Genomic DNA, 24,634 nt, shown 5'->3' on the forward strand with positions numbered 1-24,634 from the left:
GTGAGAGTGTGTATTGAAGTCAAAATATCATTGCATTTAAAAGGGAGAAAAGCATCACCACACCCGATTGTGGCGCTCGTCGTAGTGGAAGCCTGCGGCTTCGAGCTTTGCCTCGAGCTGCCTGCGGTCGAGGTTGAAGTGATAACATATCTGGTCGAGATTGTCAAACTCCTCGTCGCGCAACAAGAAGTTGATGGCCGAGACCAGCATCGGCACGTCGTGCTCGGGCAGATGGTCCATAAATTGTTTTTTTTTGAGTCGTAACTGTTCTTATTATTTTAGTCTCATGAATTGCTTCACCTTGGAGAGCGGGATGCCGAAGTTGAAATTCTCGGCATGCCCCACGGCCAGCTTGGCAAAGTTCACTGCCACCAGGTTGCCATTCTCGTCGACCACGGGACTGCCGCTCGAGCCTTCAACAGTGGGAATGCTGTAGAGCACACGTTGCCCGTCGGGTTGCTGCGTGACATTGCCGCTCGTGAACTGTGCCTTGATGCCCCTGCGCGTCGAGCCCACCACTGGCCCGGCGTTATAACCTATCATGTACACCTTGGAGTTGATCTTGAGGTCATCGTCGCCGTTGCCGCGGCCCAGCAAGCGGCTCAGCCAGCCGCTACGGCTGCCCGCAATGTCAAAGACGTGCACGCCGCGGGGAGTGGTGCCGTTGTCGAGCCTGAGCAAGGCCAGGTCAACATCCTCATCGCCGGCCATGCGCACCACAGTGCAAGGGTTGCGCTGCAAGAAGTCGGCGTCGCTGTTCACGTGACTGTTGTCGTAGGCGATGCCCAGCCGGCACACCGGCTTGATGTCGATTTGCGACGCGTCGCTCAACTGCTCCACGTTGCTCAAGTTGGCCTCAAGCTCTAAGTAGGCCTGCTGCAACTGCTGCTGGCGGTAGTCGATATCGGTGTTGTCGGCCTCTTCCTGCACCAGGTTGCCCTCCTCGTCATAATAGTAGGAGTCATCGCTGCGCTGCAGCTCCAGGGCGCGGTACTCTTGCTCCAGCTCCTGCATGCGCAGCTCGAGCCCGGCGGCAACCGAGCGCACCAGTTGTGCAAAGCCCTGCTTCACCAGCTCGCGGTCGATGGGCGGCGAGGCCACGTGGCGGTTGGTGAGCATTGTGCCACGGTCGTCGACAAAAAATGCCGTGCCAAACGACACCTGGGCGTTGTTGCGTATTTTTTCCTCAACGTCGGTCAGGTTCTCGAGATTTCCATCCTCGTCGAGCCCTGAGAAATACAAGTACCGGCCGTTGGGCAGGCGCATCTTGTAGTAGAACTTGTTGAGCACCATCACCACCCCCGACTCGTTCTGCTTGTAGATGTCGACCGGGTCGCGCTTGCAGCCCACGAGCGCCACGAGCGCCACGAGGCACATCAATACCGTTTTTTTCATCATTTCGAGTTGTTGATTATTCTCATTTCTACAATTATCTTACCAATTTCTCGCCGTCGGCACAACGCAGATCACTCGGTGAACCATGCGGTGCAGTGCCGCCGTCGTTTTACAAACGCAAATATACGTTAATTTTTCCACCTGTCTAAACCCTGAGGCCACATATATGGCCGGCACGCCATGAAATATTGGCATTTAAGCACCCGGCTCCACAATAAAAGCGACAAAATGGAGTTAAATAATTGCATTGGCACAAAAAATGCGGCCAAAGATTTGGCCAGGCAAGGATAAATTACTACCTTTGCTTGATTTAAACTCTACATCAACATCATCGTAATAAATGAGACAACTTAAGATTACAAAATCAATCACCAATCGCGAGAGTGCATCGCTTGACAAGTATCTACAGGAAATAGGCCGAAAGGACCTTATCACCGTCGACGAGGAAGTTGAGCTTGCACAACGCATCAAGCAAGGTGATCAAGCTGCTCTCGACAAACTTGTGAGCGCCAATCTTCGATTTGTAGTATCGGTGGCAAAGCAGTACCAGAATCAGGGATTGAGTCTTCCCGACTTGATCGACGAGGGTAATTTAGGCCTTATAAAGGCAGCCCAGAAATTCGATGAGACGCGCGGCTTCAAGTTTATCTCCTATGCGGTGTGGTGGATACGCCAGTCCATACTCCAGGCGCTGGCCGAGCAGTCGCGCATCGTGCGCCTGCCCCTCAACCAAGTGGGGTCGCTCAACAAGATAGGCAAGGCCCTGCAACGCTTTGAGCAGGAAAACGAGCGCCGCCCATCGGCCTCGGAGCTTGCCGACCAGCTCGACGTGCCAGTGGAGAAGATTGCCGACACCATGAAGGTGTCGGGCCGCCACGTTTCGGTCGACGCCCCCTTTGTCGACGGCGAGGACAACAGCCTGCTCGACGTGCTGCCCAACGACGACTCGCCCATGGCCGATGCCTCGCTCAACCAGGAGTCGCTGGCCAAGGAAGTGAACCGTGCCCTCGACCAGCTCAATCCCCGCGAGCGCGACATCCTCAAGATGTTCTTCGGCATAGGCTGCCAGGAGATGACCCTTGAGGAGATAGGAGCCAAGTTTGACCTCACCCGCGAGCGTGTGCGCCAGATCAAGGAGAAGGCCATACGCCGCTTGAAAGGACAGAAGAGCAAATTGCTGAAAGCCTATTTAGGCTGATTTATACAAAAGAGAGAAGAGATTGCTGCCCGAGCCGCCACTGTGCGGCGCGGGCAGTTTTCTTTTGTGCCCGCCCTGGCAGAGAGTGGTGGAACAACGGCAGCGACAATAAAACGAAAAAAACCAAAGGCAATTGCTTTTTATTGCCATGAGATTTAAGTAATTTTGTGGGCGGAATCAAGATTCTCAACAATCCACACATATCACAAGGAATATGATCACATTCTTCAAAAAAGGAGCGAAAACCATCTATGCGGTCGATGCCGACCACGCTCTTTCACCCACTGAAGTAAAGAAACTGGAATGGCTGCTGGGCGGCCAGCGAGTGAACGACGACACGTTGCGGGGCACCTTCATAGGACCCAGGCGCGAGATGATCACGCCATGGAGCACCAACGCCGTCGAGATCACCCAGAACATGGCCATGACGGGCATCGCCCGCATCGAGGAGTTCACCTCCACGCGCGACAAGGAGCCACGCTACGACAAGATGCTGCAGCGCGTGTACCACGTGCTCGACGGCGACATTTTCAAAGTGACCAAGACCCCCGACCCCATCGTGTATATCGACGACATAGAACGCTACAACGAGCAAGAGGGACTGGCCTTGAGCCCCGAGGAGGTCGACTACCTCAAGGGACTGGCCCAACGCCTGGGGCGCCCGCTCACCGACAGCGAGGTCTTCGGCTTCTCTCAAGTCAACAGTGAGCATTGCCGTCACAAGATATTTGGCGGCACATTCATCATCGACGGCAAGGAGATGCCGGTGTCGCTCTTCGGCCTGATCAAGAAAACCACCCGCGAGCATCCCAACAGGGTGATATCGGCCTACAAGGACAATGTGGCCTTCCTCGAGGGCCCGAGCATCGAGCAGTTTGCTCCCGCCCACCCCGACCGTCCCGACTACTTCCAGGTGAAGGACATAGATGCAGTGATATCGCTCAAGGCCGAGACCCACAACTTCCCCACCACGGTAGAGCCCTTCAACGGGGCTGCCACGGGCAGCGGCGGCGAGATACGCGACCGCCTGGGCGGCGGCCGGGCCAGCCTGCCCCTGGCCGGCACAGCTGTGTACATGACCAGCTATCCGCGCACCGAGGCACAGCGCCTGTGGGAGCAGTGCACCATGCCTCCACGCCCCTGGCTGTACCAGACACCCGAGCAAATACTCATCAAGGCCTCCAACGGCGCCAGCGACTTCGGCAACAAGTTTGGCCAGCCGCTGGTGTGCGGCTCGCTGCTCACCTTTGAGCACCAGGAGGGCAACAGGCAGTGGGCCTACGACAAGGTCATCATGCTGGCCGGCGGCGTGGGCTATGCCGCCAAGCGCGATGCCATCAAGGGCACGCCCCAAGCCGGCGAGAAAGTGGTGGTGATGGGCGGCGACAACTACCGCATAGGTATGGGCGGCGGTGCCGTGAGCAGCGTCAACACCGGCCAGTATGACAACAGCATCGAGCTCAACGCCGTGCAGCGTGCCAATCCCGAGATGCAGAAGCGTGTGGCCAACGTGATACGCGCCATGAGCGAGGACGAGCGCAATCCCATCGTGTCGATACACGACCACGGGGCTGGCGGCCATCTCAACGCCCTCTCGGAACTGGTAGAAGACACTGGCGGCCACATCGACATGAGCAAGCTGCCCGTGGGCGACCCCACCCTCTCGTCGAAAGAAATCATAGGCAACGAGTCGCAAGAGCGCATGGGCTTTGTGGCTCATGAGAAAGACCTCGACTACATTCACAAGATAGCACAGCGCGAGCGCGCCCCCTTCTATGTAGTGGGCGAGTGCACCGGCGACGACCGCTTCGTCTTTGAGCAGGCCGACGGCGTGAAGCCCATCGACCTGGGCATGCACGACATGTTTGGCAGCTCGCCCAAGACCGTGATGACCGACGTGACCAAGGTGCACCACTACAAGGATGCCGCAACCAGCATCGCGCAGCTCGACAGCTACATTGCCACCGTGCTCCAGCTTGAGGCCGTGGCCTGCAAAGACTGGCTCACCAACAAGGTCGACCGTTCGGTGACGGGCAAAGTGGCCCGCCAGCAGTGCCAGGGCCAACTGCAGTTGCCCTTGAGCGACTGTGGCGTGGTGGCCCTCGACTACACCGGCACCAGCGGCATTGCCACCTCGATAGGCCACGCCCCGCAGGCTGGCCTCATCGACCCGGCGGCCGGCAGTGTGCTCTCGATAGCCGAGGCACTCACCAACCTTGCCGGCGCCAACCTTGCCGGCGGCCTTGAGGCTGTGTCGCTGAGCGCCAACTGGATGTGGCCCTGCCGCAACCAGGGCGAGGACGCCGCCCTGTACCGTGCCGTGCAGGCCTGCTCCGACTTTGCCATCGCCCTGGGCATCAACATTCCCACTGGCAAAGACAGCCTCTCGATGACACAGACCTATGGGCGCAAGAAAGTGCTCGCCCCGGGCACCGTCATCATCTCGGCAGCCGGCCAGGTGAGCGACGTGAAAAAGACCGTGAGCCCCGTGCTGCAACTCAAGAAAAGCAACCTCTACTACATTGATTTCTCGGGCACACCGCTTGAGCTGGGTGGCTCGGCCCTGTACCAGGCCCTGGGCGCCATAGGAAAGAAAGCCCCCGGTGTGAAGAGCGCACAGCACTTTGCCACAGCCTTTGCCGCCGTGCAGCAGCTTGTGACCAGCGACCTGTTGCTCGCCGCCCACGACGTGAGCGCCGGCGGCTTGCTCACCACCCTGCTCGAGATGACCTTTGCCAACACCAAGGGCGGACTCGACATCGACCTCGACGGCTTCGACGAGAGCGACCCCGTGAAGATACTCTTTGCCGAGAACCCCGCCATTGTGATACAAGTGGCTGCCAACCACTGCAGCAAGGTGGAGCACCTGCTCGCCAGCCAAGGGGTGAAATTCCTGTGCCTGGGCCAGCCCGCCGCCGAGCGCACCATCACCCTAACGCGCAACGGCAAGCAGCACATGCTCTTCATCGATTACCTGCGCGACGTGTGGTACAAGAGCAGCTACCTGCTCGACTGCGACCAAAGTGGCAACAAGCAGGCCAAGGCTCGCTTTGAGAACTACAAGAAGCAGCCGCTGCGCTGGCGTCTGCCGCAAGGCTGGACCGGAAAGGCTGCCAGCCTGGGCATCGAGGGCTTCAAGCACGGCACCACAGGCATCAAGGCCGCCATCGTGCGCGACAAGGGCGTGAACGGTGAGCGCGAGATGGCCTACTCGCTCTACTATGCCGGCTTCGATGTGAAAGACGTGCACATGACCGACCTCATGAGCGGCCGCGAGACACTCGACGACGTGAACATGATCGTCTTCTGCGGCGGCTTCTCCAACAGCGATGTGCTGGGCAGCGCCAAGGGCTGGGCCAGCGGCTTTGTGTGGAACGAGAAGGCCCGCCGCGCCCTCGACAACTTCTACAAGCGCGACGACACGCTGAGCCTGGGCATATGCAACGGTTGCCAGGTGATGATCGAGCTCAACCTGCTCAATCCCGACTACGCCAGCCGCCCGCACATGGACCACAACGACAGCCACAAGTTTGAATCGGCCTTCCTGGGCCTCGTCATTCCGCCCAACAACTCGGTCATGTTCTCCAACCTGGCCGGCAGCAAGCTGGGCATATGGGTGGCCCACGGCGAGGGCAAGTTCAACCTGCCCGAAGGCCCCGACAAGTACAACATCGTGGCTCAGTACAACTACCGCAGCTATCCCGGCAACCCCAACGGCTCGCCCCGCGGCATCGCCGGCATTGCCTCGCCCGACGGACGCCACCTGGCCATGATGCCCCACCTCGAGCGCGCCATCTTCCCCTGGCAATGCGCCTACTACCCCGAGTCGCACCGGCACGACGAGGTGACCCCGTGGATACAAGCCTTTGTCAACGCCAAGCATTGGATCGAGGAGCACACTCGCAAGTGAGACACTCCACCCGCAGCCTGACGCGGTGACACAAGTGAGAAACAATCGAGCAGGAGGTGAACACCAGTATCGGTATTCATCTCCTGCTTTTTTCCTGCCCGCTGGGCATGAAACTGAAGAAAATAAAAAAAACATTGCGAAGCAATCGACTCGCAATGCAATGCTCTCTATAGAGGGAAATAATAGTAATAACAACTAGTAATAACAACCTACACAGCTTGCCGTAGAGGCATGAAGCGCGGGCACACGGTTCAGGCTTGATGCATGGCACCTATGAGCTCACGGGCGCTGTGCATGCCGTGGCGCTCAAGGTAATGCTCAATCCAGTCGACGGCCTTGACGGTGACCAGGGGGTCGATAAAATTGGCAGTGCCTATCTGCACAGCTGTGGCTCCGGCAAGCATAAACTCGACGGCGTCGCGGCCGTTCATGATACCGCCCAGGCCCACAACAGGGATTTTCACTGCCTGGGCCACTTGCCACACCATGCGCACGGCGATGGGCCTGATGCAGGCGCCCGAGAGGCCGCCCGTGATGGTCGACAAGCAGGGGCGCTGGCGCTCAACGTCGATAGCCATGCCCAAGAAGGTGTTGGTGAGCGACACGGCATCGGCGCCCTCGTCTTCCACGGCACAGGCAATCTGAGCCACGTCGGTGACATTGGGGGTGAGTTTCACTATCATGGTGCCGTGGTAGGCCTTACGGGCCGCACGGGTCACAGCCTGTGCACCGGCCACAGTGGTGCCAAAGGTCATGCCACCCTGCTTCACATTGGGGCAAGAGATGTTGATCTCGACGGCCGCCACGTGCTCGAGGGCGTCGAGCTTGCTGCACACGGCGGCATAGTCGGCCTCGCAGGCGCCGCTCACGTTGACCACGATGCGAGTGTCGAGATCCTTGATGCGGGGATAGATGTGGGAAATGAAGTAATCCACCCCCTTGTTTTGCAAGCCCACGGCATTGAGCATGCCACTGGGAGTCTCCACCATGCGTGGATAGGGATTGCCCTGGCGGGGGTGTAGCGTAGTGCCCTTGACCACGATGCCGCCCAGGCGTGAGAGGTCGACGAAGTCGGCATATTCCTCACCGTAGCCGAAGGTGCCCGATGCCGTCATGACCGGGTTTTTAAGCTTCAGCTTGCCTATGTTTACACTTAAGTCTACCATTTGAGTCGATTTATGTTAAATACAGGACCTTCCTTGCACACACACACGTTGCCCTCATCTCGCGTGTCCTCCACGCAGCACAAGCAGGCACCCAGGCCGCAAGCCATCATGTTCTCGAGCGACACCTCGCAATCGATGCCTCGCTCTCTGGCAATGGCAGCCACAGCCTTCATCATGGGCAGTGGTCCGCAACATGCAATGTGATCCACAGGCCTGCTCAGCACCGAGTGCTGGGTCACAAAGCCGCGCTCGCCCATCGAGCCGTCTTCGGTAGCCACATCAACCGGCCCTATGGCCTGGAACAGGTCGAGCTCGAGCACATCGGCAGCAGTGCGGGCTCCCAGCAGGAAGTGCACCTGCCGGCCTTGGTCCTTGAGCACCTTGCCCAGTTGCAGCAGCGGCGCCACTCCCACACCGCCGCCCACAAGCAGAATGCGCTCGTGGCCGTCGAGACTTGTCGTGAAGCCGCGCCCCAAGGGCAACACCAGGTTGAGCCTGGCCCCCTGCAGGCTATCGCACAGCGCGGCCGTGCCGGCGCCGGCGCGGCGCACGAGCAGCCACAGCTCCTGGTCCTGCACATAGTTGACCGAGATAGGACGCCGCAAGTAGGTAGTCTTGGAGTTGGGCACCTCAACCTGCACAAACTGGCCGGGTGCAATGTCGGGCAGCGTGCCGCCAAGTGGGGTGAGCTTGAGCAGAGAGCACTGCGGCGAGAGCGCCACATTGTGCTCGACGGTGAAATCCATTACAGCCTTTTGTGTCATTGCGTGCAATTTTAAAATCTTTTTGCAAAATTACTGCAAGTCGAGCGAAATGCAAAATCAATAACTTGTTTTTGATTTTGACATTCCCGAGACGCCGCGTGATTTATTCAAAATTACTGCAAGTCGAGCGAAATGCAAAATCAATAACTTGTTTTTGATTTTGACATTCCCGAGACGCCGCGTGCAGAGCCGAAGCAAAGGTGCAAGGCGTGTTAAAAAAAGTAACTTTATTGCCGCAACTGCACAGTTTTGTAATTTTTGTGCAGGCAAGTGCTAATTCCAATTAGAAGTGCAAAACTCTGTGGTGCATTAAAACATGAAAAACACCGCGGAGGTTTGCCTTGCGGCTGGGGGCGCGAAGCCCCCAAAGAGCATTGGCGGATAACTTAAGCAATACGAAAAAAGAGGAGATCTTTCGTTCCCCTCCCTAAGATTAATTAATTTTGTATTGCAATGTATAAACAATTAACCTCGGAGCAAAGATACACAATAAGTGTGCTACTCCAAAAGAAATTCTCACTTAGTTTCATAGCCGAGACTATTGGTGTGTCAGTAAGCACGGTTTCTCGTGAGCGAAGGCGTAATGCTAATGCTAAAGGCGTTTATGACGCACGTGCGGCCGTATTGAAAGTCAAACGGCGTAAGGCCAGGACACCGGGCAATCGCCGTATCGCTCCCTATGTACGCAGCCGTGTTTTTGAACTTATCCGTAAGGAGCAGTGGTCGCCGGAGGAAGTCGCCGGCTGGCTTGGCAAGAAAGAGGGCATCACGGTGTCCAAGTCAACCATATACAACTGGATAGCGGCCCTTTCCCCACATTATGGGGACAACATCCGAAAGCACCTCAGGCATGGAGGCAGACCAAGGCAAAAGTCCTTGCTTACCACCAAGGCGCATATTCCCAACCGCCTCTCCATTGACGAAAGACCGGAAACGGACTATGGACAGACCATAGGAGACTGGGAGATGGACACCATTGTCGGAAAAGAAGGTAAAGGTGCCATCGTTACTCTGGTGGAGAGGAAGAGCTGCTTTATGCTCATGGAGAAACTCGATACGGGAAAGCAGGCCGTTCCACTGGCAAACGCCGTGGTGAGACTCATACGGGAGAGCGGGCTGCCTGTAAGGTCGATAACGACAGACAACGGGCCGGAGTTTGCCGCACACGAAATCATTGCGAGGGAACTTAACACGAAAGTTTACTTCGCACATCCGTACTGCTCGTGGGAGAAGGGAGCCATCGAGAACATGAACGGGCTCATCAGGCAATATATTCCGAAGAAGACGGACTTTAGGGGTATTTCAAGGCTATATGTCAAGAGCATCATCGAAAAATTAAACAACAGGCCAAGAAAGAAAAACGGATTTCGCAAGCCCAAAGACATGATTAAAGAAAAATAGCGTAACTTTGCACTTGCTTCTGGAATCCGCCAAGGCATTGTTACTATTAATAATCATTAATAAAGGGCGTTGCTTTGGCTTTGTAGTCAGTTTTGAGTAACTTTGCAGTTTGAAAAAGGCACGAAGTGCATGGTTTGCACGTAGTGGCGAGAGAAGACAGAAAACTAAAAATTTTATATAAAAAATATATTATTTTCGATTCTATGAGTTTAAATATCATTGTGCTGGCTAAGCAAGTGCCCGACACTCGCAACGTTGGCAAAGATGCAATGAAGGCCGACGGCACGATCAATCGCGCCGCGCTGCCTGCTATCTTCAACCCCGAAGATTTAAACGCCCTGGAGCAAGCATTGCGCTTGAAAGACCAGTTTCCGGGAACCAAAGTAGGCGTGCTCACGATGGGCCCGCCACGTGCTGGCGAGATCATACGCCAGGGCCTGTATCGCGGAGCCGACACAGGCTGGCTGCTCACCGACCGTCTCTTTGCCGGGGCCGACACGCTGGCCACAAGCTACGCGCTGGCCACAGCCATCAAGAACATAGGCAAGGTCGACATCGTGATAGGCGGCCGCCAGGCTATCGACGGCGACACGGCCCAGGTGGGCCCGCAAGTGGCACAGAAGCTGGGGCTGAACCAAGTGACCTATGCCGAGGAGATTGTGAAGATCGACGGCGGCGTGGCCACGATACGCCGTCACATCGACGGCGGCGTGGAGACTGTAGAAGCCCCGTTGCCAGTGGTGATCACCGTCAACGGCAGCGCAGCACCCTGCCGCCCTTGCAACGCCAAGCTGGTGATGAAATACAAGCGTGCTACCTGCCCCATGGAGCGCACCGGCAAGGAGCCCTGGAGCAAGCTCTATGAAGAGCGCGACTACCTGACCCTGAACCAGTGGAGCGTGGCCGACGTGAAGGGCGACGCAACCCAGTGCGGCCTGAGTGGCTCGCCCACCAAGGTGAAACAGGTGCAAAACATCGTGTTCCAAGCCAAGGAGAACAAGACCCTGACTGGCAGCGACGAGGACGTGAACAGCCTCGTCAAGGAGCTGCTGGCAGAAAAGATAATAGGTTAATAGTAGTAGTAGACACTGGAAATGAATAACGTATTTGTATATTGCGAGATTGAAGGCACTACTGTTGCCGAGGTATCTCAAGAATTGCTCACCAAAGGGCGCAAGCTCGCCAGCGAGCTGGGCGTCGACCTCGAGGCCGTGGTGGCCGGCACAGGCATCAAGGGCCAAGTAGAGGACCAGATTCTGCCCTATGGGGTCGACAAGTTGTGGGTCTTTGACGCCGAGGGGCTGTTTCCCTACACATCGGCGCCTCACACCGACATCCTGGTGAACCTGTTCAAGGCCGAGAAGCCACAAATCGCCTTGATGGGTGCCACCGTGATAGGCCGCGACCTGGGACCGCGCGTGTCGTCGTCGCTCACCAGCGGCCTCACTGCCGACTGCACTCAACTCGAGATAGGCGACTATGACGACGTGAAGACAGGCAAGCACTACGAGCACCTGCTCTACCAGATAAGGCCCGCCTTTGGCGGCAACATCGTGGCCACCATCGTCAACCCCGACCATCGGCCGCAGATGGCCACCGTGCGCTCGGGCGTGATGCAGAAAGCCCTGTACAAGGGCCAGGCCAAGGGCCAGGTGGAGTATCCCGATGTGGCCAAGTATGTGCCCGAGACCGACTATGTGGTGAAGGTGATCGACCGCCATGTGGAGGCCTCCAAAAACAACCTCAAGGGCGCCTCGATAGTGGTGGCCGGCGGCTACGGCATGGGCAGCAAGGAGGGCTTCGACATGCTCTTCCAGCTGGCCAAGGAGCTGCACGCCGAGGTGGGTGCCAGCCGCGCCGCCGTCGATGCCGGCTGGGTCGACCACGACCGGCAGGTGGGCCAGACAGGCGTGACCGTACACCCCAAGGTGTACATCGCTTGCGGCATCTCGGGCCAGATACAGCACATTGCAGGCATGCAAGACGCCGGTATCATCATCTCGGTCAACAGCGACCCCGACGCCCCCATCAACAAGATTGCCGACTATGTGATAAACGGCACCGTCGAGGAAGTGGTGCCCAAGCTCATAAAGTATTACAAGCAAAACAGTAAGTAATCCCAATCTCGTGACCAAGTGTCACGACCAAAAGCAGACAACAATGGCAAATTATTATAGTGATCACCCTGAAATCGAGTTCCACCTCAACCATCCGCTCATGAAGCGCATAGTGGAGCTCAAGGAGAAAAATTATGTCGACGCCCAGACCTACGCCGATGCGCCCGTCGACTACGACGACGCCATCGAAAACTACAAGCGCACGCTCGACATTGCCGGCGACATTGCCGCCAACATCATCGAGCCCAACAGCGAGGCAGTCGACCTTGAAGGCCCGCACTTGGAAAACGGGCGCATGAAATATGCCAGCAAGACCTATGAGAACCTCGACGCCACCCGCAAGGCTGGCTTGTGGGGCATCTCGATGCCCCGCCGCTACGGGGGCCTGAACATCCCCAACATCGTGTTCTCGATGCTGAGCGAGGTGGTGAGTGCCGCCGACGCCGGCTTCCAGAACGTGTGGAGCCTGCAATCGTGCATCGACACCCTCTACGAGTTTGGCAGCGAGGAGCAGCGGGCCAAGTACATACCGCGCGTGTGCGCCGGCGAGACCATGAGCATGGACCTCACCGAGCCCGACGCCGGCAGCGACCTGCAGCGTGTGATGCTCAAGGCCACGCAAGACAGCGACGGCACATGGCGCCTGAATGGCGTGAAGCGCTTCATCACCAACGGCGACAGCGACATCCACCTGGTGCTTGCCCGCAGCGAGGCCGGCACCCACGACGGCCGCGGCCTGTCGATGTTTATCTACGACAAGCACAACGGCGGCGTCACAGTGCGCCACATCGAGAACAAGCTGGGCATTCACGGCTCGCCCACATGCGAGCTGGTGTTTAAGAATGCCAAAGCCGAGCTGTGCGGCAGCACCCGCTTGGGCCTCATCAAGTATGTGATGGCCCTGATGAACGGCGCCCGTCTGGGCATTGCCGCCCAAAGCGTGGGTGTGGAGCAGGAAGCCTACAACGAGGCACTGGCCTATGCCAAGGAACGTGCCCAGTTTGGCAAAAAAATCATCACATTCCCGGCCGTGTACGACATGCTGAGCCGCATGAAAGCCAAGCTCGACGCCGGCCGCTCGATGCTGTACCAGACGGCCCGCTACGTCGACCTCTACAAGGCCCTCGAGGACATATCGCGCGACCGCAAGCTCGAGCCCGCCGAGCGTCAGGAGATGAAGCGCTACCAGCGCCTGGCCGATGCCTTCACGCCACTGGCCAAGGGCATGAACAGCGAGTATGCCAGCCAGAATGCCTACGACGCCATCTCGATACACGGCGGCAGTGGCTTCATCATGGAGTACAAGTGCCAACGCCTGTACCGCGACGCCCGCATCTTCTCTATCTATGAGGGCACGACCCAGCTGCAGGTGGTGGCCGCCATACGCTATGTGACCAACGGCACCTACCTGGCTATCATGCAAGAAATGCTCGAGCAGGCACAGCCCAGCGACGAGATGAAGCCCCTCATGGCCCGCATCGAGGGCCTGGTGAAGCTCTACAGCGATGCTGTCGACACGGTGAAGCAGGCCGGCAACAACGAGCTGCACGACTTCCTGGCACGCCGCCTCTATGACATGACGGCCGACATCATCATGTCGCTGCTCATCGTGGACGATGCCAGCCGTTGCAGCGAGCTCTTTGCCAAGAGCGCCAACGTGTATGTGCGCATGGCCGAGGAGGAGTGCGTGGGACACCACTGCTACATCAAGCACTTCGACGCCAGCGACCTGGCCAACTTCCGCGCCCAGGACGACAACAGCGGCGAGGCCCAAGCCTGAAGGCTGCAATCGCCACACACACCGCAACCATAGTGAGAGGCGGCACCTGCATGCACACTTGCAGGCGCCGCCTTCTCTTGTGTGGTCACACCTCCCCGCGGCGGGAGCCAAATATATTTCTTCTACACAAAGGCCGATTAGCAGGCAATGTGACCGGGAATGTAAAAATTTTTGGCTATCTTTGTTGCACCAATACACCCAACGAGATACAATGCACATCGTAATTGCAGGCAACATAGGCAGCGGCAAGACGACGCTCACCAAGATGCTGGCGCACCATTATGGCTGGGAGCCGCGTTTTGAGCAGGTAGAGTACAACCCCTACCTGGAGGATTACTACCGCGACTTGAAGCGGTGGTCGTTCAACATGGAGGTATTCTTCCTGAAAGAGCGTTTCCGCGACCTGCTGCTCATCAACCAGTCGAGCAAGACGATCATTCAAGACCGCAGCATCTATGAGGGCGTGTATGTGTTCACAGCCTGCAACCACGCCATGGGCAACCTCTCGCAGCGAGACTTTGAGACCTATATGGAGCTCTTCGACGACATGATGAGCGTGGTGCGCCTGCCCGACTTAATGATCTACCTGCGGGCCTCGGTGACGCACCTGGTGGAGAACATCGAGAGGCGCGCCCGCAGCTATGAGCAGAAGATGCCGCTCGACTACTTGACCAACCTGAACGAGCGCTACGAGGACTTTGTCTTCAACAAGTACACGGGGCGCAAGATGGTGGTGGAAGTCGACAATATCGACTTCAAGCACAATGCCAGAGACATGGCAGCCATCATCAACCGCATCGACGGTCAGCTGTTCGGGCTCTTCAGCGGCAGGCCCGACAACCCGTAGCCCCCCGATAGTCAACACAACATCAAAACAAAAACTTAACCACACACATATTACAACGATGCATATAGCAATTGCAGGAAACATAGGCAGCGGCAAGACGACGCTCACCAAGATGCTGGCCAAGCGCTACGGCTGGACGCCGCAATATGAGCCAGTCGACAACAACCCCTATCTTGAGGACTACTACCAGGACATGGCCCGCTGGTCGTTTAACTTGCAGATTTATTTCTTGAACAAGCGTTTTCGCGACGTGGTGGAGATATCGCGCAGCAAGGAGACGGTGATTCAAGACCGCACCATCTTTGAAGACGCGCGCATCTTTGCCCCCAACCTGCACGACATGGGGCTCATGAGCGACCGCGACTTCGACAACTACAGCGACCTGTTCGACCTGATGATGTCGCTGGTGAAGCTGCCCGACTTGATGGTGTACATACGCTCGTCGGTGCCCAACCTGGTGAGTCACATCCAGAAGCGCGGGCGCGACTATGAGCAGACGATGCGTCTCGACTACCTCAAGGGGCTCAACCAGCGCTACGAGGACTGGATAGCGACCTACACGGGCAACCTGGTGATTGTAGACGGCGACAAGGTGAAATTTGAGGAAAGCGCCGAGGACTTCCGCAAGGTGACCGACATGATCGACAGCCGCCTTTTCAGCCTCTTCCCCGAGGTGTAGTGTCGGGGCGGCACCCTGCCCTCGCCCAGGCATGAGAAGAAAACATACAACCAACAGGGGCGGCAGTGTGCTCAATGCAAGCACGCTGCCGCCCCCTCGCTTTTCATTCACGTGTTTCAAGCTCAAGAGGCCCACACACGACACGGGCTGCTCAGGGCTCGAAGGTGTACTCCAGGCACTTGTCGAGCTCGCGGGCTATGGCCTCGCGGTCGAGGTGCTGGCCTATGAACACGATTTTCTCCATACGGTCGCCATAGGTGTCGTCCCAGTCGCGCCTGAGCTGCGGGTCGCGTGCCATCATGTCGCGCAGCTCGGCCTCGGGGGCGGTGGCGCACCACAGGCCGGCGTCTTTTATGGTCTTCTGCCTGCCGGCCTGCTCAAAGAGCAGACACTTGTCGGGGTCGTCGCTGAAGTAGCACATGCCCTTGGCACGTATCACGCCACGGGGCCAGCGATTGGCCACGAAGTCGTCAAACTTGGCAAGGTTGAAGGCCGGACGGCGGTAATACACATAGGTGCCTATGCCATACTCCTCGACCTCGCCGCCCTCGTGGTCATGGTCGTGATGGTGATGGTGCTCGCCGTCGTGCTCATGGCTGTCGTGGTCGTTGTGGGGCGCACCGTCGATCATGTTGCTTATCCAGGCTGCCGAGGTGGCCACCTTGTCGAAGTTGAACATGCGGGTGTTGATGATCTTGTCGAGATCGACGTCGCCGTAGTCGCAGGCAATGATTTGGGCTGCGGGCTGAATGGCGTGCACAATCTGCTTGATGCGCTCGAGCTCGGCAGGCTCGACCATCGAGGCCTTGTTGAGCAGCACAATGTTGCAGAACTCGAGTTGCTGGATCACGAGGTTCTCGATGTCGTCGTCGGCAATGTCGCTGCGCATGAGTGCCTGGCCGGCACCAAACTCGTCTTTCATGCGCAAGGCGTCGACCACGGTGCATATACAGTCGAGACGCGCAATGCCGTTGAGCGTCATCTTGGGCCCCACCAGACGCGGGATGGAGCAGATGGTCTGGGCAATGGGAGCCGGCTCGCAGATGCCGCTGGCCTCGATCACGATATAGTCGAAGCGCTTGAGATTCACGATGTCTTGCAATTGCTGCACGAGATCCATCTTGAGGGTGCAGCATATGCAGCCATTCTGCAATGCCACGAGGCTGTCGTCGTTTTTACCCACAACGCCGCCCTTCTCGATGAGCGAGGCGTCGATGTTGACCTCGCCAATGTCGTTGACGATGACGGCAAATTTTATTCCCTTCTTGTTGCTCAAGATGCGGTTGACAAGGGTGGTCTTGCCGCTGCCAAGATAGCCGGTGAGCAAGAGCACCGGAATGTGCTTGATATCCATTGTTGTGATTTCCTCCTTCTTTTATATATAAATGTCGATAATTGCAGGCGCAAAGATATTGAATAAATCGTATTATAGCAAAAACCGTGCCCAAAGCAAGGTCTGCCGCTATGGCACAGCAATGCAGAGCGATGCAAAGCCAGGGGGCACTGTTAAAAAGTAAAAACTTTGATTTTAATTGACTGATAATAGCTCACAATTGGGTAAAATTTAATAATTTTGTAGTCTGATTTGCAAGGCTAAGTCTAAAGAGCTTCACAAGTTGATGAACTTCAAGCAGAAACAATCGTTTCCATGGGCATTGGCCATGCACAGGTGTTATGTAACAAGGAATATGGCTGAAACAAAAAAAATAAAAACCGCCCTCATCTCGGTCTTTCACAAAGACGGGCTTGAGGACATTCTCAAAGTACTCAACACCAGCGGGGTGAAATTTCTCTCGACTGGGGGCACCCAGCAGTTTATAAAGCAGGCAGGCTATGCCTGCGAGGCAGTTGAGGATCTCACAGGCTACCCGTCGATACTGGGTGGCCGAGTGAAAACGTTGCACCCCAAGGTGTTTGGGGGCATCCTGGGCCGTCGCGACAACACAGGCGACAAGGAGCAGATGGAAAAATACGAGATTCCTGAAATCGACCTTGTGATCGTCGACCTCTACCCCTTTGAGGACACAGTGGCCAGCGGTGCGAGCCAGCAGGAAATCATCGAGAAGATAGACATAGGCGGCATTTCGCTCATACGCGCGGCTGCCAAGAACTTCAACGACGTGGCCATCGTGGCCTCGCGGGCACAATACGGCCCACTGTTGAAGATGCTCGAGAGCAACGGCGGCCAGGCCGTGACCACCCTTGAGCAACGCCAGTGGCTGGCACGAGAGGCCTTTGCCGTGTCGAGTGCCTACGACAGTCACATCTTCAACTACTTCGACCAGGGCAGCATGAGCGCCCTGCGCCTGGCCTTGAACGGGAGCAAGGAGCTGCGCTACGGCGAGAACCCGCACCAGCAAGGCCGCTACTTCGGCAACTTCGACGCAATGTTCACGCAGCTGCACGGCAAGGAGATATCCTACAACAACATCCTCGACATCGATGCAGCAGTCAACCTGATAAAGGACTTCGACGAGACCACCTTTGTGATCATGAAGCACAACAACGCCTGCGGCTGCGCCTCGCGGCCCAAGCTGGTCGACGCCTTCAAGTGCGCCCTGGCCGGCGACCCGGTGAGCGCCTATGGCGGCGTGCACGTGGCCAACGCCGTGATCGACGCCGAGACCGCCCAGGAGATGAACAAGATATTTATCGAGGTGTGCATTGCCCCCGGCTACACCGACGAGGCCCTGCACATCCTGGAGCAGAAGAAAAACCGCGTGATACTGGTGATGCACGACTTTGAGCGCCCCAGGCTGCAATGCCGCACCGTGCTCAACGGCGCCCTCGTGCAGGAACGCGACACCCACGTGGAGACGCCCGCCGAGCTCAAGCAGTGCACCACAGCCGCTGTGACCAGCGAGCAGGCACAAGACCTGATATTTGCCAACAAGGTGGTGAAGCACAGCAAGAGCAACGCCATCGTGCTGGCCAAGAACAAGATGCTGCTGGCCAGCGGCATCGGGCAAACCTCGCGCGTCGATGCCCTGAAACAGGCCATCGAGAAGGCCCGCAGCTTCAAGCAAGACCTGCAAGGAGCCGTGATGGCCAGCGATGCCTTTTTCCCCTTCGGCGACTGCGTGAAGATCGCCCACGAGGCCGGCATCGAAGCCGTGATACAACCTGGCGGCTCGATACGCGACCAAGAGAGTATAGACTATTGTAACAACAACGGAGTGGCCATGGTGATGACCGGAGTGCGCCACTTCAAACATTAATATAGAAACGACACATTATGGGATTATTCTCATTCACACAGGAGATTGCTGTCGACTTGGGAACAGCCAACACGATCATTATCCACAACGACAAGATCGTGATCGATGAGCCATCGGTAGTGGCTATGGACACAAAAACTGGGCGCATGATTGCCGTGGGCGAGAAGGCCCGCGAAATGCGCGGCAAGGTGCACGAGGGCATCAAGACGGTGCGCCCGCTGCGCGACGGCGTGATTGCCGACTTCAACGCGGCCGAACTCATGATACGCGGCATGATCAAGAAAGTGAGTGCCAAGAACCACTGGTTTTCACCCTCGCTGCGCATGGTGGTGTGCATACCCTCGGGCTCGACCGAGGTGGAGATACGTGCCGTGCGCGACTCGAGCGAGCATGCCGGCGGCCGCGACGTGTACATGATATATGAGCCCATGGCAGCAGCCCTGGGCATAGGCCTCGACGTGCTTGCACCCGAGGGCAACATGATTGTCGACATAGGCGGCGGCACTACCGAGATTGCCGTGATATCGCTGGGCGGCATTGTGAGCAACAAGAGCATACGCATTGCCGGCGACGACCTCACCGAGGATATACAGGAGCACATGCGCCGTGCCCACAACCTGAAGGTGGGCGAACGCACCGCCGAGCTCATCAAGATAAATGTGGGTTCGGCCCTGACCGAGCTCGAGAACCCGCCCGAAGACTATGTGGTCGACGGCCCCAACCAGATGACAGCCCTGCCCATGAAGGTGCCCGTGTCCTACCAGGAGATATGCCACAGCATCGAGAAATCGATAAGCAAAATCGAGGCAGCCGTGCTGAGCGCCCTGGAGCAGACACCGCCCGAGCTGTATGCCGACATCGTGCGCAACGGCGTGTATCTGGCTGGCGGCGGCGCTCTGCTGCGCGGTTTGGACAAGCGCTTGACCGACAAGATAGGCATCCAGTTCCACGTGGCCGAAGACCCGTTGCACGCAGTGGCCAAGGGCACTGGCGTGGCACTGAAAAACATCAAGCATTTCAAGTTCTTGAAGCGGTGACATTGCGCCGCAAGCGGCACAATGCAACCCTACTGCAAGAGAGAGAGGCAACAACACAGGAGGCAACGGCCCCGCACCACCGGCGACGAGTCGAGAAGTTGAGGGGCGCGGCATTGCCTTCTTGTTGCTTATCTACAGTCGCAACACATATACACACACATAGAAAAAGAGAGAGCGTATAGCCGAAAAGAGGGATGAACAACCTATTGAATTTTCTTGTAAAGCACGTGTCGTGGTTTGTATTCATATTTTATGTGATTATGAGCTGCGTGCTGCTTTTCAACAACAATCCCTACCAGCAGAGTGTGTACCTGACCTCGGCCAACGGGCTGAGCGCCACGGTGTACAAAGCCTACAGCACGGTGACCTCCTACTTCAACCTGCGCACCATCAACGACGAGCTGCAACAGCGCAACGCGGCACTCGAGATGCAGGTGATAGGGCTGGAGAAACAGGTCGACAACCTGAAGATACAGTTGCCCGACACCAATGGGGTGCAGCCGCTGTTGAGGCAATACAACTATGTGGTGGCCAACGTGATAAGCAACAGCGTGTCGCAACCCTACAACTACATCACCATCGACCGCGGCGCCCTCGACGGCATCGAGCCCGAGATGGGCGTAGTCGACCACAACGGTGTGGTGGGCATTGTGAACGCGGTGGGACGCCACTCGGCGCGCATCATCTCGCTCTTGAACCCCTACATGAGGCTCTCGTGCAAGGTGAAGCGCAACAACTACTTTGGCAGCATGATGTGGGACGGGCGCAACCCAGAATATGCCACACTGCAGGAGCTGCCCAAGCAGGGACACTACCTCAAGGGCGACACAGTGGTCACGAGCGGCTACTCGGCCGTGTTCCCCGAGGGCATCATCGTGGGCTATGTGGTGAGCAAGGAGCGCGACATGAGCGGCACCTTTGTCTCGCTCAAGGTGCGGCTGGCCACCAACTTCATGCAGCTGAGCACCGTGCGCGCTGTGAAAAACAAGATGAAGGTGGAGCTCAAGGCACTTGAAAGCAAAGACGAGAACAAGCAAGCTGCCGAGCAGCAGAAGGCCCAGGATGCCACCAAGCGCAAACTCGACCGTGCTGCAGCCAAGGCAGCCCAGGCCCGCGAGGGCAGAAAGGAGGCAAAACGCCCATGACCAAGACAGTACTACAACTTGTGGCACTGGGCATCGTGCTGCTGCTGGCCCAGGTGATATGCAACAAGATAGTGTTGCTCGACGTGGCCACGCCCATTGTGTTTATCTACCTGATACTGCGGTTGCCGGTGTACTTTTCCAAAAACTGGACCTACACGATAGCCTTTGTGCTGGGCTTCATCGTCGACCTGTTCAACAACACCATGGGCATGAACGCCCTCTCGTGCACGCTGCTGGCAGCCATGCGCAGGCCAGTGTTTGAGGCCTACTTCACGCGCGACGACGACATGAGCAACCCAATGCCCTCGATCGCATCGCTGGGCGTGGGAGGCTACTTAAAGTACATGTCGACCATGGTGCTGGCCTACTGCACAATATTGTTTTTGATACAGGCCTTCTCGCTGCACGACATTGTGCTCACGCTGTGCCGCATCGTGGCCAGCAGCGCATTGACGGTTTTACTCTTGTTCGGTATCGACACTTTAGTAAGCACTCAACGTGAGGAAAGATTATAATCTCGAGAAAAGAAAACTTGTGATAGGCGGCTTCATTGTGGTGATGGTCATCATCTACACGGTGCGTCTGTTCCAGCTGCAACTGAGCGACAGCACCTACAAGGCCAACGCCGATAGCAACGCCTTTGTCAACCGCACGATATACCCGTCGCGAGGGCTCATCTACGACCGCAACGGCAAGCTGGTGGTCTACAACCAGCCGGCCTACGACCTCACGATCACCCCCAAAGACGTGCTGCCCTTCGACACCATCGACTTCTGCAACACGCTGCAAATCTCACGCCAGGAGCTGGACCAGCGCTGGCACGAGATGGAGAGCAAGCGCAGCTACTCGCCCTATGTCGAGCAGGTGCTGCTCTCCAACCTCACGCCCGAGGACTGCGGGCGCATCCAGGAGAAGCTGTACCGCTTCCCGGGCTTCGACGTGCAACAGCGCATCTTGCGCAAGTACAACTACCTGGCGGCAGCCAACGTGCTGGGCGACATACGCGAGGTGAACCAGGACGACATCGACAAGGATCCCTACTACAAGCCAGGCGACTACACGGGCGACCTGGGCCTGGAAAAGAGCTACGAGAAGTTTCTGCGCGGGCGCAAGGGGCAGCAGGTGCTCATACGCGACGCTGTGGGCAAGATCAAGGGTCGCTACAACGACGGGCGCAACGACGTGGCGCCTATACCTGGCCACGACTTGCGACTGAGCATCGACATCGAGCTTCAAGCCTTCGGGGAGCAGCTCATGCAGAACAAGATAGGTGCAGTGGTGGCCATCGACCCGTCGACGGGCGAGATTCTGGCCCTGGTCTCAAGCCCGGGCTACGACCCGTCGCTGCTCGTGGGCAAGGGCCGCGGCAAGAACTACGGCAAGCTGGTGAACAATCCCTACAAGCCACTCTTCGACCGTGCCATCATGGCCGCCTACCCTCCCGGCTCCACCTTCAAGCCCACGCAGGGCCTCATCTTCAGGCAGGAGGGCATCGTCGACCTCAACACGATGTATCCCTGCCATCACGGCTACTACAACGGGGGACTGCACGTGGGCTGCCACGGCCATGCCTCGCCCATCTCGCTCATTCCGGCCCTGGAGACGTCGTGCAACGCCTACTTCTGCTGGGGATTCTGGCACATGATGGGCGACCGCAAGAAATACGGGTCGACGGCCAAGGCCTTCGACAAGTGGAAGAAATACCTGGTGTCGATGGGCTACGGCTACAAGCTGGGCATCGACCTGCCCGGCGAGAGCCGCGGCTTCATCCCCAACGTGGCCTACTACGACAAGAACCTGGGCAAGGGCCGGTGGACCGGCAACTCGATTATCTCGGTGGCCATAGGCCAGGGCGAGGTGCTGGCCACGCCGTTGCAGATTGCCAACCTGTGTGCCACCATCGCCAACCGTGGCTACTACATCACGCCCCACGTGGTGAAGCGCATAGCCGGCGTGGGGGTGCTCAAGAAGTACTTGAAGCGCCACTACACCAAGGTGAGCCCGCGCTACTATGTCGACATTGTAGAGGGCATGCGCCGCGCTGTGCTGGGGGGCACCTGCACGCGGGCCAACCTGCCGGGCATCGAGGTGTGCGGCAAGACGGGTACGGCCCAGAACCCCCACGGCAAGGACCACTCGGCCTTCATGGGATTTGCCCCGATGAACAATCCCAAGATAGCCGTGTGCGCCTATATTGAAAATGCCGGCTTCGGTGCCACCTATGGCGTGCCCATAGGCAGCCTCATGATAGAGAAGTACTTGACCGGCAAGGTGTCGCGACAGTACCTGGTAGATGAAATGATGCATTCTAACACGATTATTTACAGTGGAGTTTCAAAGCACTAGCGAAAATACAACCGTAATCAAGTCGCTCGACTGGATCACCGTCGGGCTCTACCTGGTGCTTGTGGTGCTGGGTGCGATAAGCATCTATGCCGCAAGCTACAACTTCGACCACGCCAGCATGTTCAGCTTTCAGGAGTTCTCGGGCAAGCAATTTCTGTGGATAGGCTTCGCGCTCATCATAGGCTTTGCGCTGCTCATGATCGACCGGCGCGTCTACGAGGCCTATGCCTACCCCATCTATGCCTTCATGATGCTGCTGCTGGCGGTGACCATCGTGATAGCGCCCAACGTGAAGGGGTCGCACTCGTGGATAGTGCTGGGGCCGGTGAGCCTGCAACCGGCCGAGTTTGCCAAGTTTGCCACGGCTCTGGCGCTGGCCAAGCTGTTCAACACCTACAACTTTGCGCTCAACAGCGCCAAGCACTATGCCATAGCGCTGGGCATCATCTTCCTGCCCATCATGCTCATCATCCTGCAGAACGAGACGGGGTCGTCGCTGGTCTACACCTCGCTCATCCTGGTGCTCTACCGCGAGGGCATGAGCGGCTTTGTGCTCTATGCCCTGGTGTGTGCGGTGGTCTTTTTTGTGGTGGCGCTCAAGTTTTCGGCCATGACCATCATGGGCATCTCGCTGGGCGCCTTCATCGTGCTGGTGATCATCATGGTGCTCATTGTGGGCATGCTGCTGGTGTATTGCCGGTCGCTCGTGCTGGGGCGCAACGTGGGGCTGGCCTATGCTGGCTGCGCCCTTGTGGCCACAGGGCTGCACTATGTGGGAGTCGACATCAACGGCTATGCATTCTTTTTCACCGTGATAGGCGGCAGCCTGGTGTATTTGCTCATAGGCATGTTTCACGACGACCTGCGCAAGGTGCTCATCACGGTAATCTTTGCCGTGGCCTCGGTAGCGTTTCTGTTTACCGTGAACTTTGCCTTCAACAACGTGCTTGAGCCCCACCAGCAGATGCGCATCAAGGTGGTGCTGGGCATTGAGGACGACCCGCGCGGTGCAGGCTACAACGTGAATCAGAGCAAGATAGCCATAGGCTCGGGCGGCCTCACGGGCAAGGGATTTCTCAATGGCACGCAGACCAAGCTCAAGTATGTGCCCGAGCAGCACACCGACTTCATCTTCTGCACCATAGGCGAGGAGCAGGGTTTTGTGGGCTCGGTGGGCGTGCTGCTGCTGTTTTTGGCGCTCATCTTACGCATCATCGTCATTGCCGAGCGGCAGCACAACGCCTTCACGCGAGTCTATGCCTATTGTGTGGCCTCGATATTCATCTTCCACCTGTGCATCAACGTGGGCATGGTCATCGGGCTGTGCCCGGTGATAGGCATCCCGCTGCCCTTCTTCAGCTACGGCGGGTCGTCGCTGTGGGGCTTCACGGTGCTGCTCTTCATCTTGCTGCGCCTCGATGCCGCCCGCAAAGAATATGGCACGTGGTGAGGCATGCCCGGTCAAGACCGGCGCTTTCCTGTGCCCCCTGCTTTTTTTGTTGAAAACATAGACACAGGCACCTGAGCTGCTGCCCACGCTGTGGCAGCCCTGTGCCGCGGCTCTGCTGGCAAAGTGGCAGGGCGGGGTGTCGTGCCGCGGCACAGGGTGCAAAACAGGGGCAACAGTTTCC

General features: G+C 57.5%; 19 protein-coding genes. 14 read left to right on the forward strand and 5 right to left on the reverse strand.

Annotation, left to right across the window (positions count from 1 at the left end; genetic code table 11):
• Positions 1-54: 54 nt before the first annotated feature.
• Together GF423_RS02465 and GF423_RS02470 are read right to left on the reverse strand one after the other, a co-directional pair.
• Entirely contained in the window at positions 55-240 is a 186-nt protein-coding gene (locus GF423_RS02465; RefSeq protein ID WP_154326883.1) for a DUF4250 domain-containing protein, read from the reverse strand.
• A gap of 33 nt (positions 241-273) precedes the next feature.
• Positions 274-1,398, reverse strand: coding sequence for a S1 family peptidase (locus GF423_RS02470; RefSeq protein ID WP_154326884.1), 1,125 nt, complete (start codon positions 1,396-1,398; stop codon positions 274-276).
• 337 nt (positions 1,399-1,735) lie between these two features.
• On the opposite strand from GF423_RS02470, the gene GF423_RS02475 reads away from it, so the two are divergent.
• Both GF423_RS02475 and purL read left to right on the forward strand, forming a co-directional pair.
• The gene (locus GF423_RS02475) at positions 1,736-2,593 is read left to right on the forward strand and encodes a sigma-70 family RNA polymerase sigma factor (RefSeq protein ID WP_154326885.1); all 858 of its coding nucleotides are present in this window, start codon (positions 1,736-1,738) and stop codon (positions 2,591-2,593) included.
• Between the two features lie 214 nt (positions 2,594-2,807).
• Positions 2,808-6,503, forward strand: coding sequence for a phosphoribosylformylglycinamidine synthase (gene purL / locus GF423_RS02480; protein ID WP_154326886.1), 3,696 nt, complete (start codon positions 2,808-2,810; stop codon positions 6,501-6,503).
• A 251-nt stretch (positions 6,504-6,754) separates the two neighbouring features.
• Here the strand turns inward: purL and GF423_RS02485 are convergent, their stop codons facing one another.
• Both GF423_RS02485 and GF423_RS02490 read right to left on the reverse strand, forming a co-directional pair.
• Complete coding sequence (locus tag GF423_RS02485) at positions 6,755-7,669, reverse strand: dihydroorotate dehydrogenase (RefSeq protein WP_154326887.1); 915 nt, start codon at positions 7,667-7,669, stop codon at positions 6,755-6,757.
• Positions 7,663-8,433, reverse strand: coding sequence for a dihydroorotate dehydrogenase electron transfer subunit (locus GF423_RS02490; protein ID WP_154326888.1), 771 nt, complete (start codon positions 8,431-8,433; stop codon positions 7,663-7,665). The genes GF423_RS02485 and GF423_RS02490 overlap by 7 nt, the downstream gene beginning before the upstream one ends.
• 453 nt (positions 8,434-8,886) lie before the next feature.
• Between GF423_RS02490 and GF423_RS02495 the strand changes: the two genes are divergently transcribed.
• The 6 genes from GF423_RS02495 to GF423_RS02520 all read left to right on the forward strand — a co-directional run bounded on the left by GF423_RS02495 (position 8,887) and on the right by GF423_RS02520 (position 15,257).
• A complete protein-coding gene (locus GF423_RS02495) occupies positions 8,887-9,834 on the forward strand; it encodes an IS30 family transposase (RefSeq protein ID WP_154326889.1) in 948 nt (315 codons plus the stop codon).
• Between the two features lie 203 nt (positions 9,835-10,037).
• On the forward strand, positions 10,038-10,907 hold the full coding sequence (locus GF423_RS02500; RefSeq protein ID WP_154326890.1) for an electron transfer flavoprotein subunit beta/FixA family protein: 870 nt from the start codon (positions 10,038-10,040) through the stop codon (positions 10,905-10,907).
• 21 nt (positions 10,908-10,928) lie between these two features.
• Positions 10,929-11,951 carry an electron transfer flavoprotein subunit alpha/FixB family protein gene (locus tag GF423_RS02505; protein ID WP_154326891.1) on the forward strand — a complete coding sequence of 341 codons (1,023 nt, stop codon included), beginning with the start codon at positions 10,929-10,931 and terminating at the stop codon, positions 11,949-11,951.
• A 43-nt stretch (positions 11,952-11,994) separates the two neighbouring features.
• Entirely contained in the window at positions 11,995-13,731 is a 1,737-nt protein-coding gene (locus GF423_RS02510) for an acyl-CoA dehydrogenase family protein (protein WP_154326892.1), read from the forward strand.
• Positions 13,732-13,942: 211 nt separating this feature from the next.
• Complete coding sequence (locus GF423_RS02515) at positions 13,943-14,578, forward strand: deoxynucleoside kinase (protein WP_154326893.1); 636 nt, start codon at positions 13,943-13,945, stop codon at positions 14,576-14,578.
• 58 nt (positions 14,579-14,636) lie between these two features.
• Positions 14,637-15,257, forward strand: coding sequence for a deoxynucleoside kinase (locus GF423_RS02520; RefSeq protein WP_154326894.1), 621 nt, complete (start codon positions 14,637-14,639; stop codon positions 15,255-15,257).
• Between the two features lie 151 nt (positions 15,258-15,408).
• Here GF423_RS02520 and GF423_RS02525 read toward each other — a convergent pair whose 3' ends face one another.
• Positions 15,409-16,611, reverse strand: a complete 1,203-nt coding sequence (locus GF423_RS02525) for a CobW family GTP-binding protein (RefSeq protein ID WP_154326895.1) — start codon at positions 16,609-16,611, stop codon at positions 15,409-15,411.
• A 334-nt stretch (positions 16,612-16,945) separates the two neighbouring features.
• Here GF423_RS02525 and purH point away from each other — a divergent pair, with 334 nt between their 5' ends.
• From purH to rodA, 6 genes are all read left to right on the forward strand, one after another.
• A complete protein-coding gene (purH, locus tag GF423_RS02530; protein ID WP_154326896.1) occupies positions 16,946-18,475 on the forward strand; it encodes a bifunctional phosphoribosylaminoimidazolecarboxamide formyltransferase/IMP cyclohydrolase in 1,530 nt (509 codons plus the stop codon).
• Positions 18,476-18,492: 17 nt separating this feature from the next.
• Positions 18,493-19,512, forward strand: coding sequence for a rod shape-determining protein (locus GF423_RS02535; protein WP_154326897.1), 1,020 nt, complete (start codon positions 18,493-18,495; stop codon positions 19,510-19,512).
• Between the two features lie 206 nt (positions 19,513-19,718).
• Positions 19,719-20,657, forward strand: coding sequence for a rod shape-determining protein MreC (gene mreC, locus GF423_RS02540; RefSeq protein ID WP_235911519.1), 939 nt, complete (start codon positions 19,719-19,721; stop codon positions 20,655-20,657).
• Complete coding sequence (locus tag GF423_RS02545; RefSeq protein ID WP_154326899.1) at positions 20,654-21,172, forward strand: rod shape-determining protein MreD; 519 nt, start codon at positions 20,654-20,656, stop codon at positions 21,170-21,172. The genes mreC and GF423_RS02545 overlap by 4 nt, the downstream gene beginning before the upstream one ends.
• Positions 21,156-23,003, forward strand: a complete 1,848-nt coding sequence (gene mrdA / locus GF423_RS02550) for a penicillin-binding protein 2 (RefSeq protein WP_154326900.1) — start codon at positions 21,156-21,158, stop codon at positions 23,001-23,003. Before GF423_RS02545 ends, mrdA begins: the two co-directional genes overlap by 17 nt.
• Positions 22,984-24,453 (forward strand): rod shape-determining protein RodA, encoded by a 1,470-nt coding sequence (gene rodA / locus GF423_RS02555; protein WP_154326901.1) that lies wholly within the window; start codon positions 22,984-22,986, stop codon positions 24,451-24,453. The genes mrdA and rodA overlap by 20 nt, the downstream gene beginning before the upstream one ends.
• Positions 24,454-24,634 lie beyond the last annotated feature (181 nt).

The sequence above is a fragment of the Sodaliphilus pleomorphus genome, from assembly GCF_009676955.1.
GTDB lineage: Bacteria > Bacteroidota > Bacteroidia > Bacteroidales > Muribaculaceae > Sodaliphilus > Sodaliphilus pleomorphus.

Coding starts and splice junctions, on each gene's coding strand:
- GF423_RS02465 (WP_154326883.1), bottom strand. CDS start 240: ATGGACCATCTGCCCGAGCACGACGTGCCGATGCTGGTCTCGGCCATC.
- GF423_RS02470 (WP_154326884.1), bottom strand. CDS start 1,398: ATGATGAAAAAAACGGTATTGATGTGCCTCGTGGCGCTCGTGGCGCTC.
- GF423_RS02475 (WP_154326885.1), top strand. CDS start 1,736: ATGAGACAACTTAAGATTACAAAATCAATCACCAATCGCGAGAGTGCA.
- purL (WP_154326886.1), top strand. CDS start 2,808: ATGATCACATTCTTCAAAAAAGGAGCGAAAACCATCTATGCGGTCGAT.
- GF423_RS02485 (WP_154326887.1), bottom strand. CDS start 7,669: ATGGTAGACTTAAGTGTAAACATAGGCAAGCTGAAGCTTAAAAACCCG.
- GF423_RS02490 (WP_154326888.1), bottom strand. CDS start 8,433: ATGACACAAAAGGCTGTAATGGATTTCACCGTCGAGCACAATGTGGCG.
- GF423_RS02495 (WP_154326889.1), top strand. CDS start 8,887: ATGTATAAACAATTAACCTCGGAGCAAAGATACACAATAAGTGTGCTA.
- GF423_RS02500 (WP_154326890.1), top strand. CDS start 10,038: ATGAGTTTAAATATCATTGTGCTGGCTAAGCAAGTGCCCGACACTCGC.
- GF423_RS02505 (WP_154326891.1), top strand. CDS start 10,929: ATGAATAACGTATTTGTATATTGCGAGATTGAAGGCACTACTGTTGCC.
- GF423_RS02510 (WP_154326892.1), top strand. CDS start 11,995: ATGGCAAATTATTATAGTGATCACCCTGAAATCGAGTTCCACCTCAAC.
- GF423_RS02515 (WP_154326893.1), top strand. CDS start 13,943: ATGCACATCGTAATTGCAGGCAACATAGGCAGCGGCAAGACGACGCTC.
- GF423_RS02520 (WP_154326894.1), top strand. CDS start 14,637: ATGCATATAGCAATTGCAGGAAACATAGGCAGCGGCAAGACGACGCTC.
- GF423_RS02525 (WP_154326895.1), bottom strand. CDS start 16,611: ATGGATATCAAGCACATTCCGGTGCTCTTGCTCACCGGCTATCTTGGC.
- purH (WP_154326896.1), top strand. CDS start 16,946: ATGGCTGAAACAAAAAAAATAAAAACCGCCCTCATCTCGGTCTTTCAC.
- GF423_RS02535 (WP_154326897.1), top strand. CDS start 18,493: ATGGGATTATTCTCATTCACACAGGAGATTGCTGTCGACTTGGGAACA.
- GF423_RS02545 (WP_154326899.1), top strand. CDS start 20,654: ATGACCAAGACAGTACTACAACTTGTGGCACTGGGCATCGTGCTGCTG.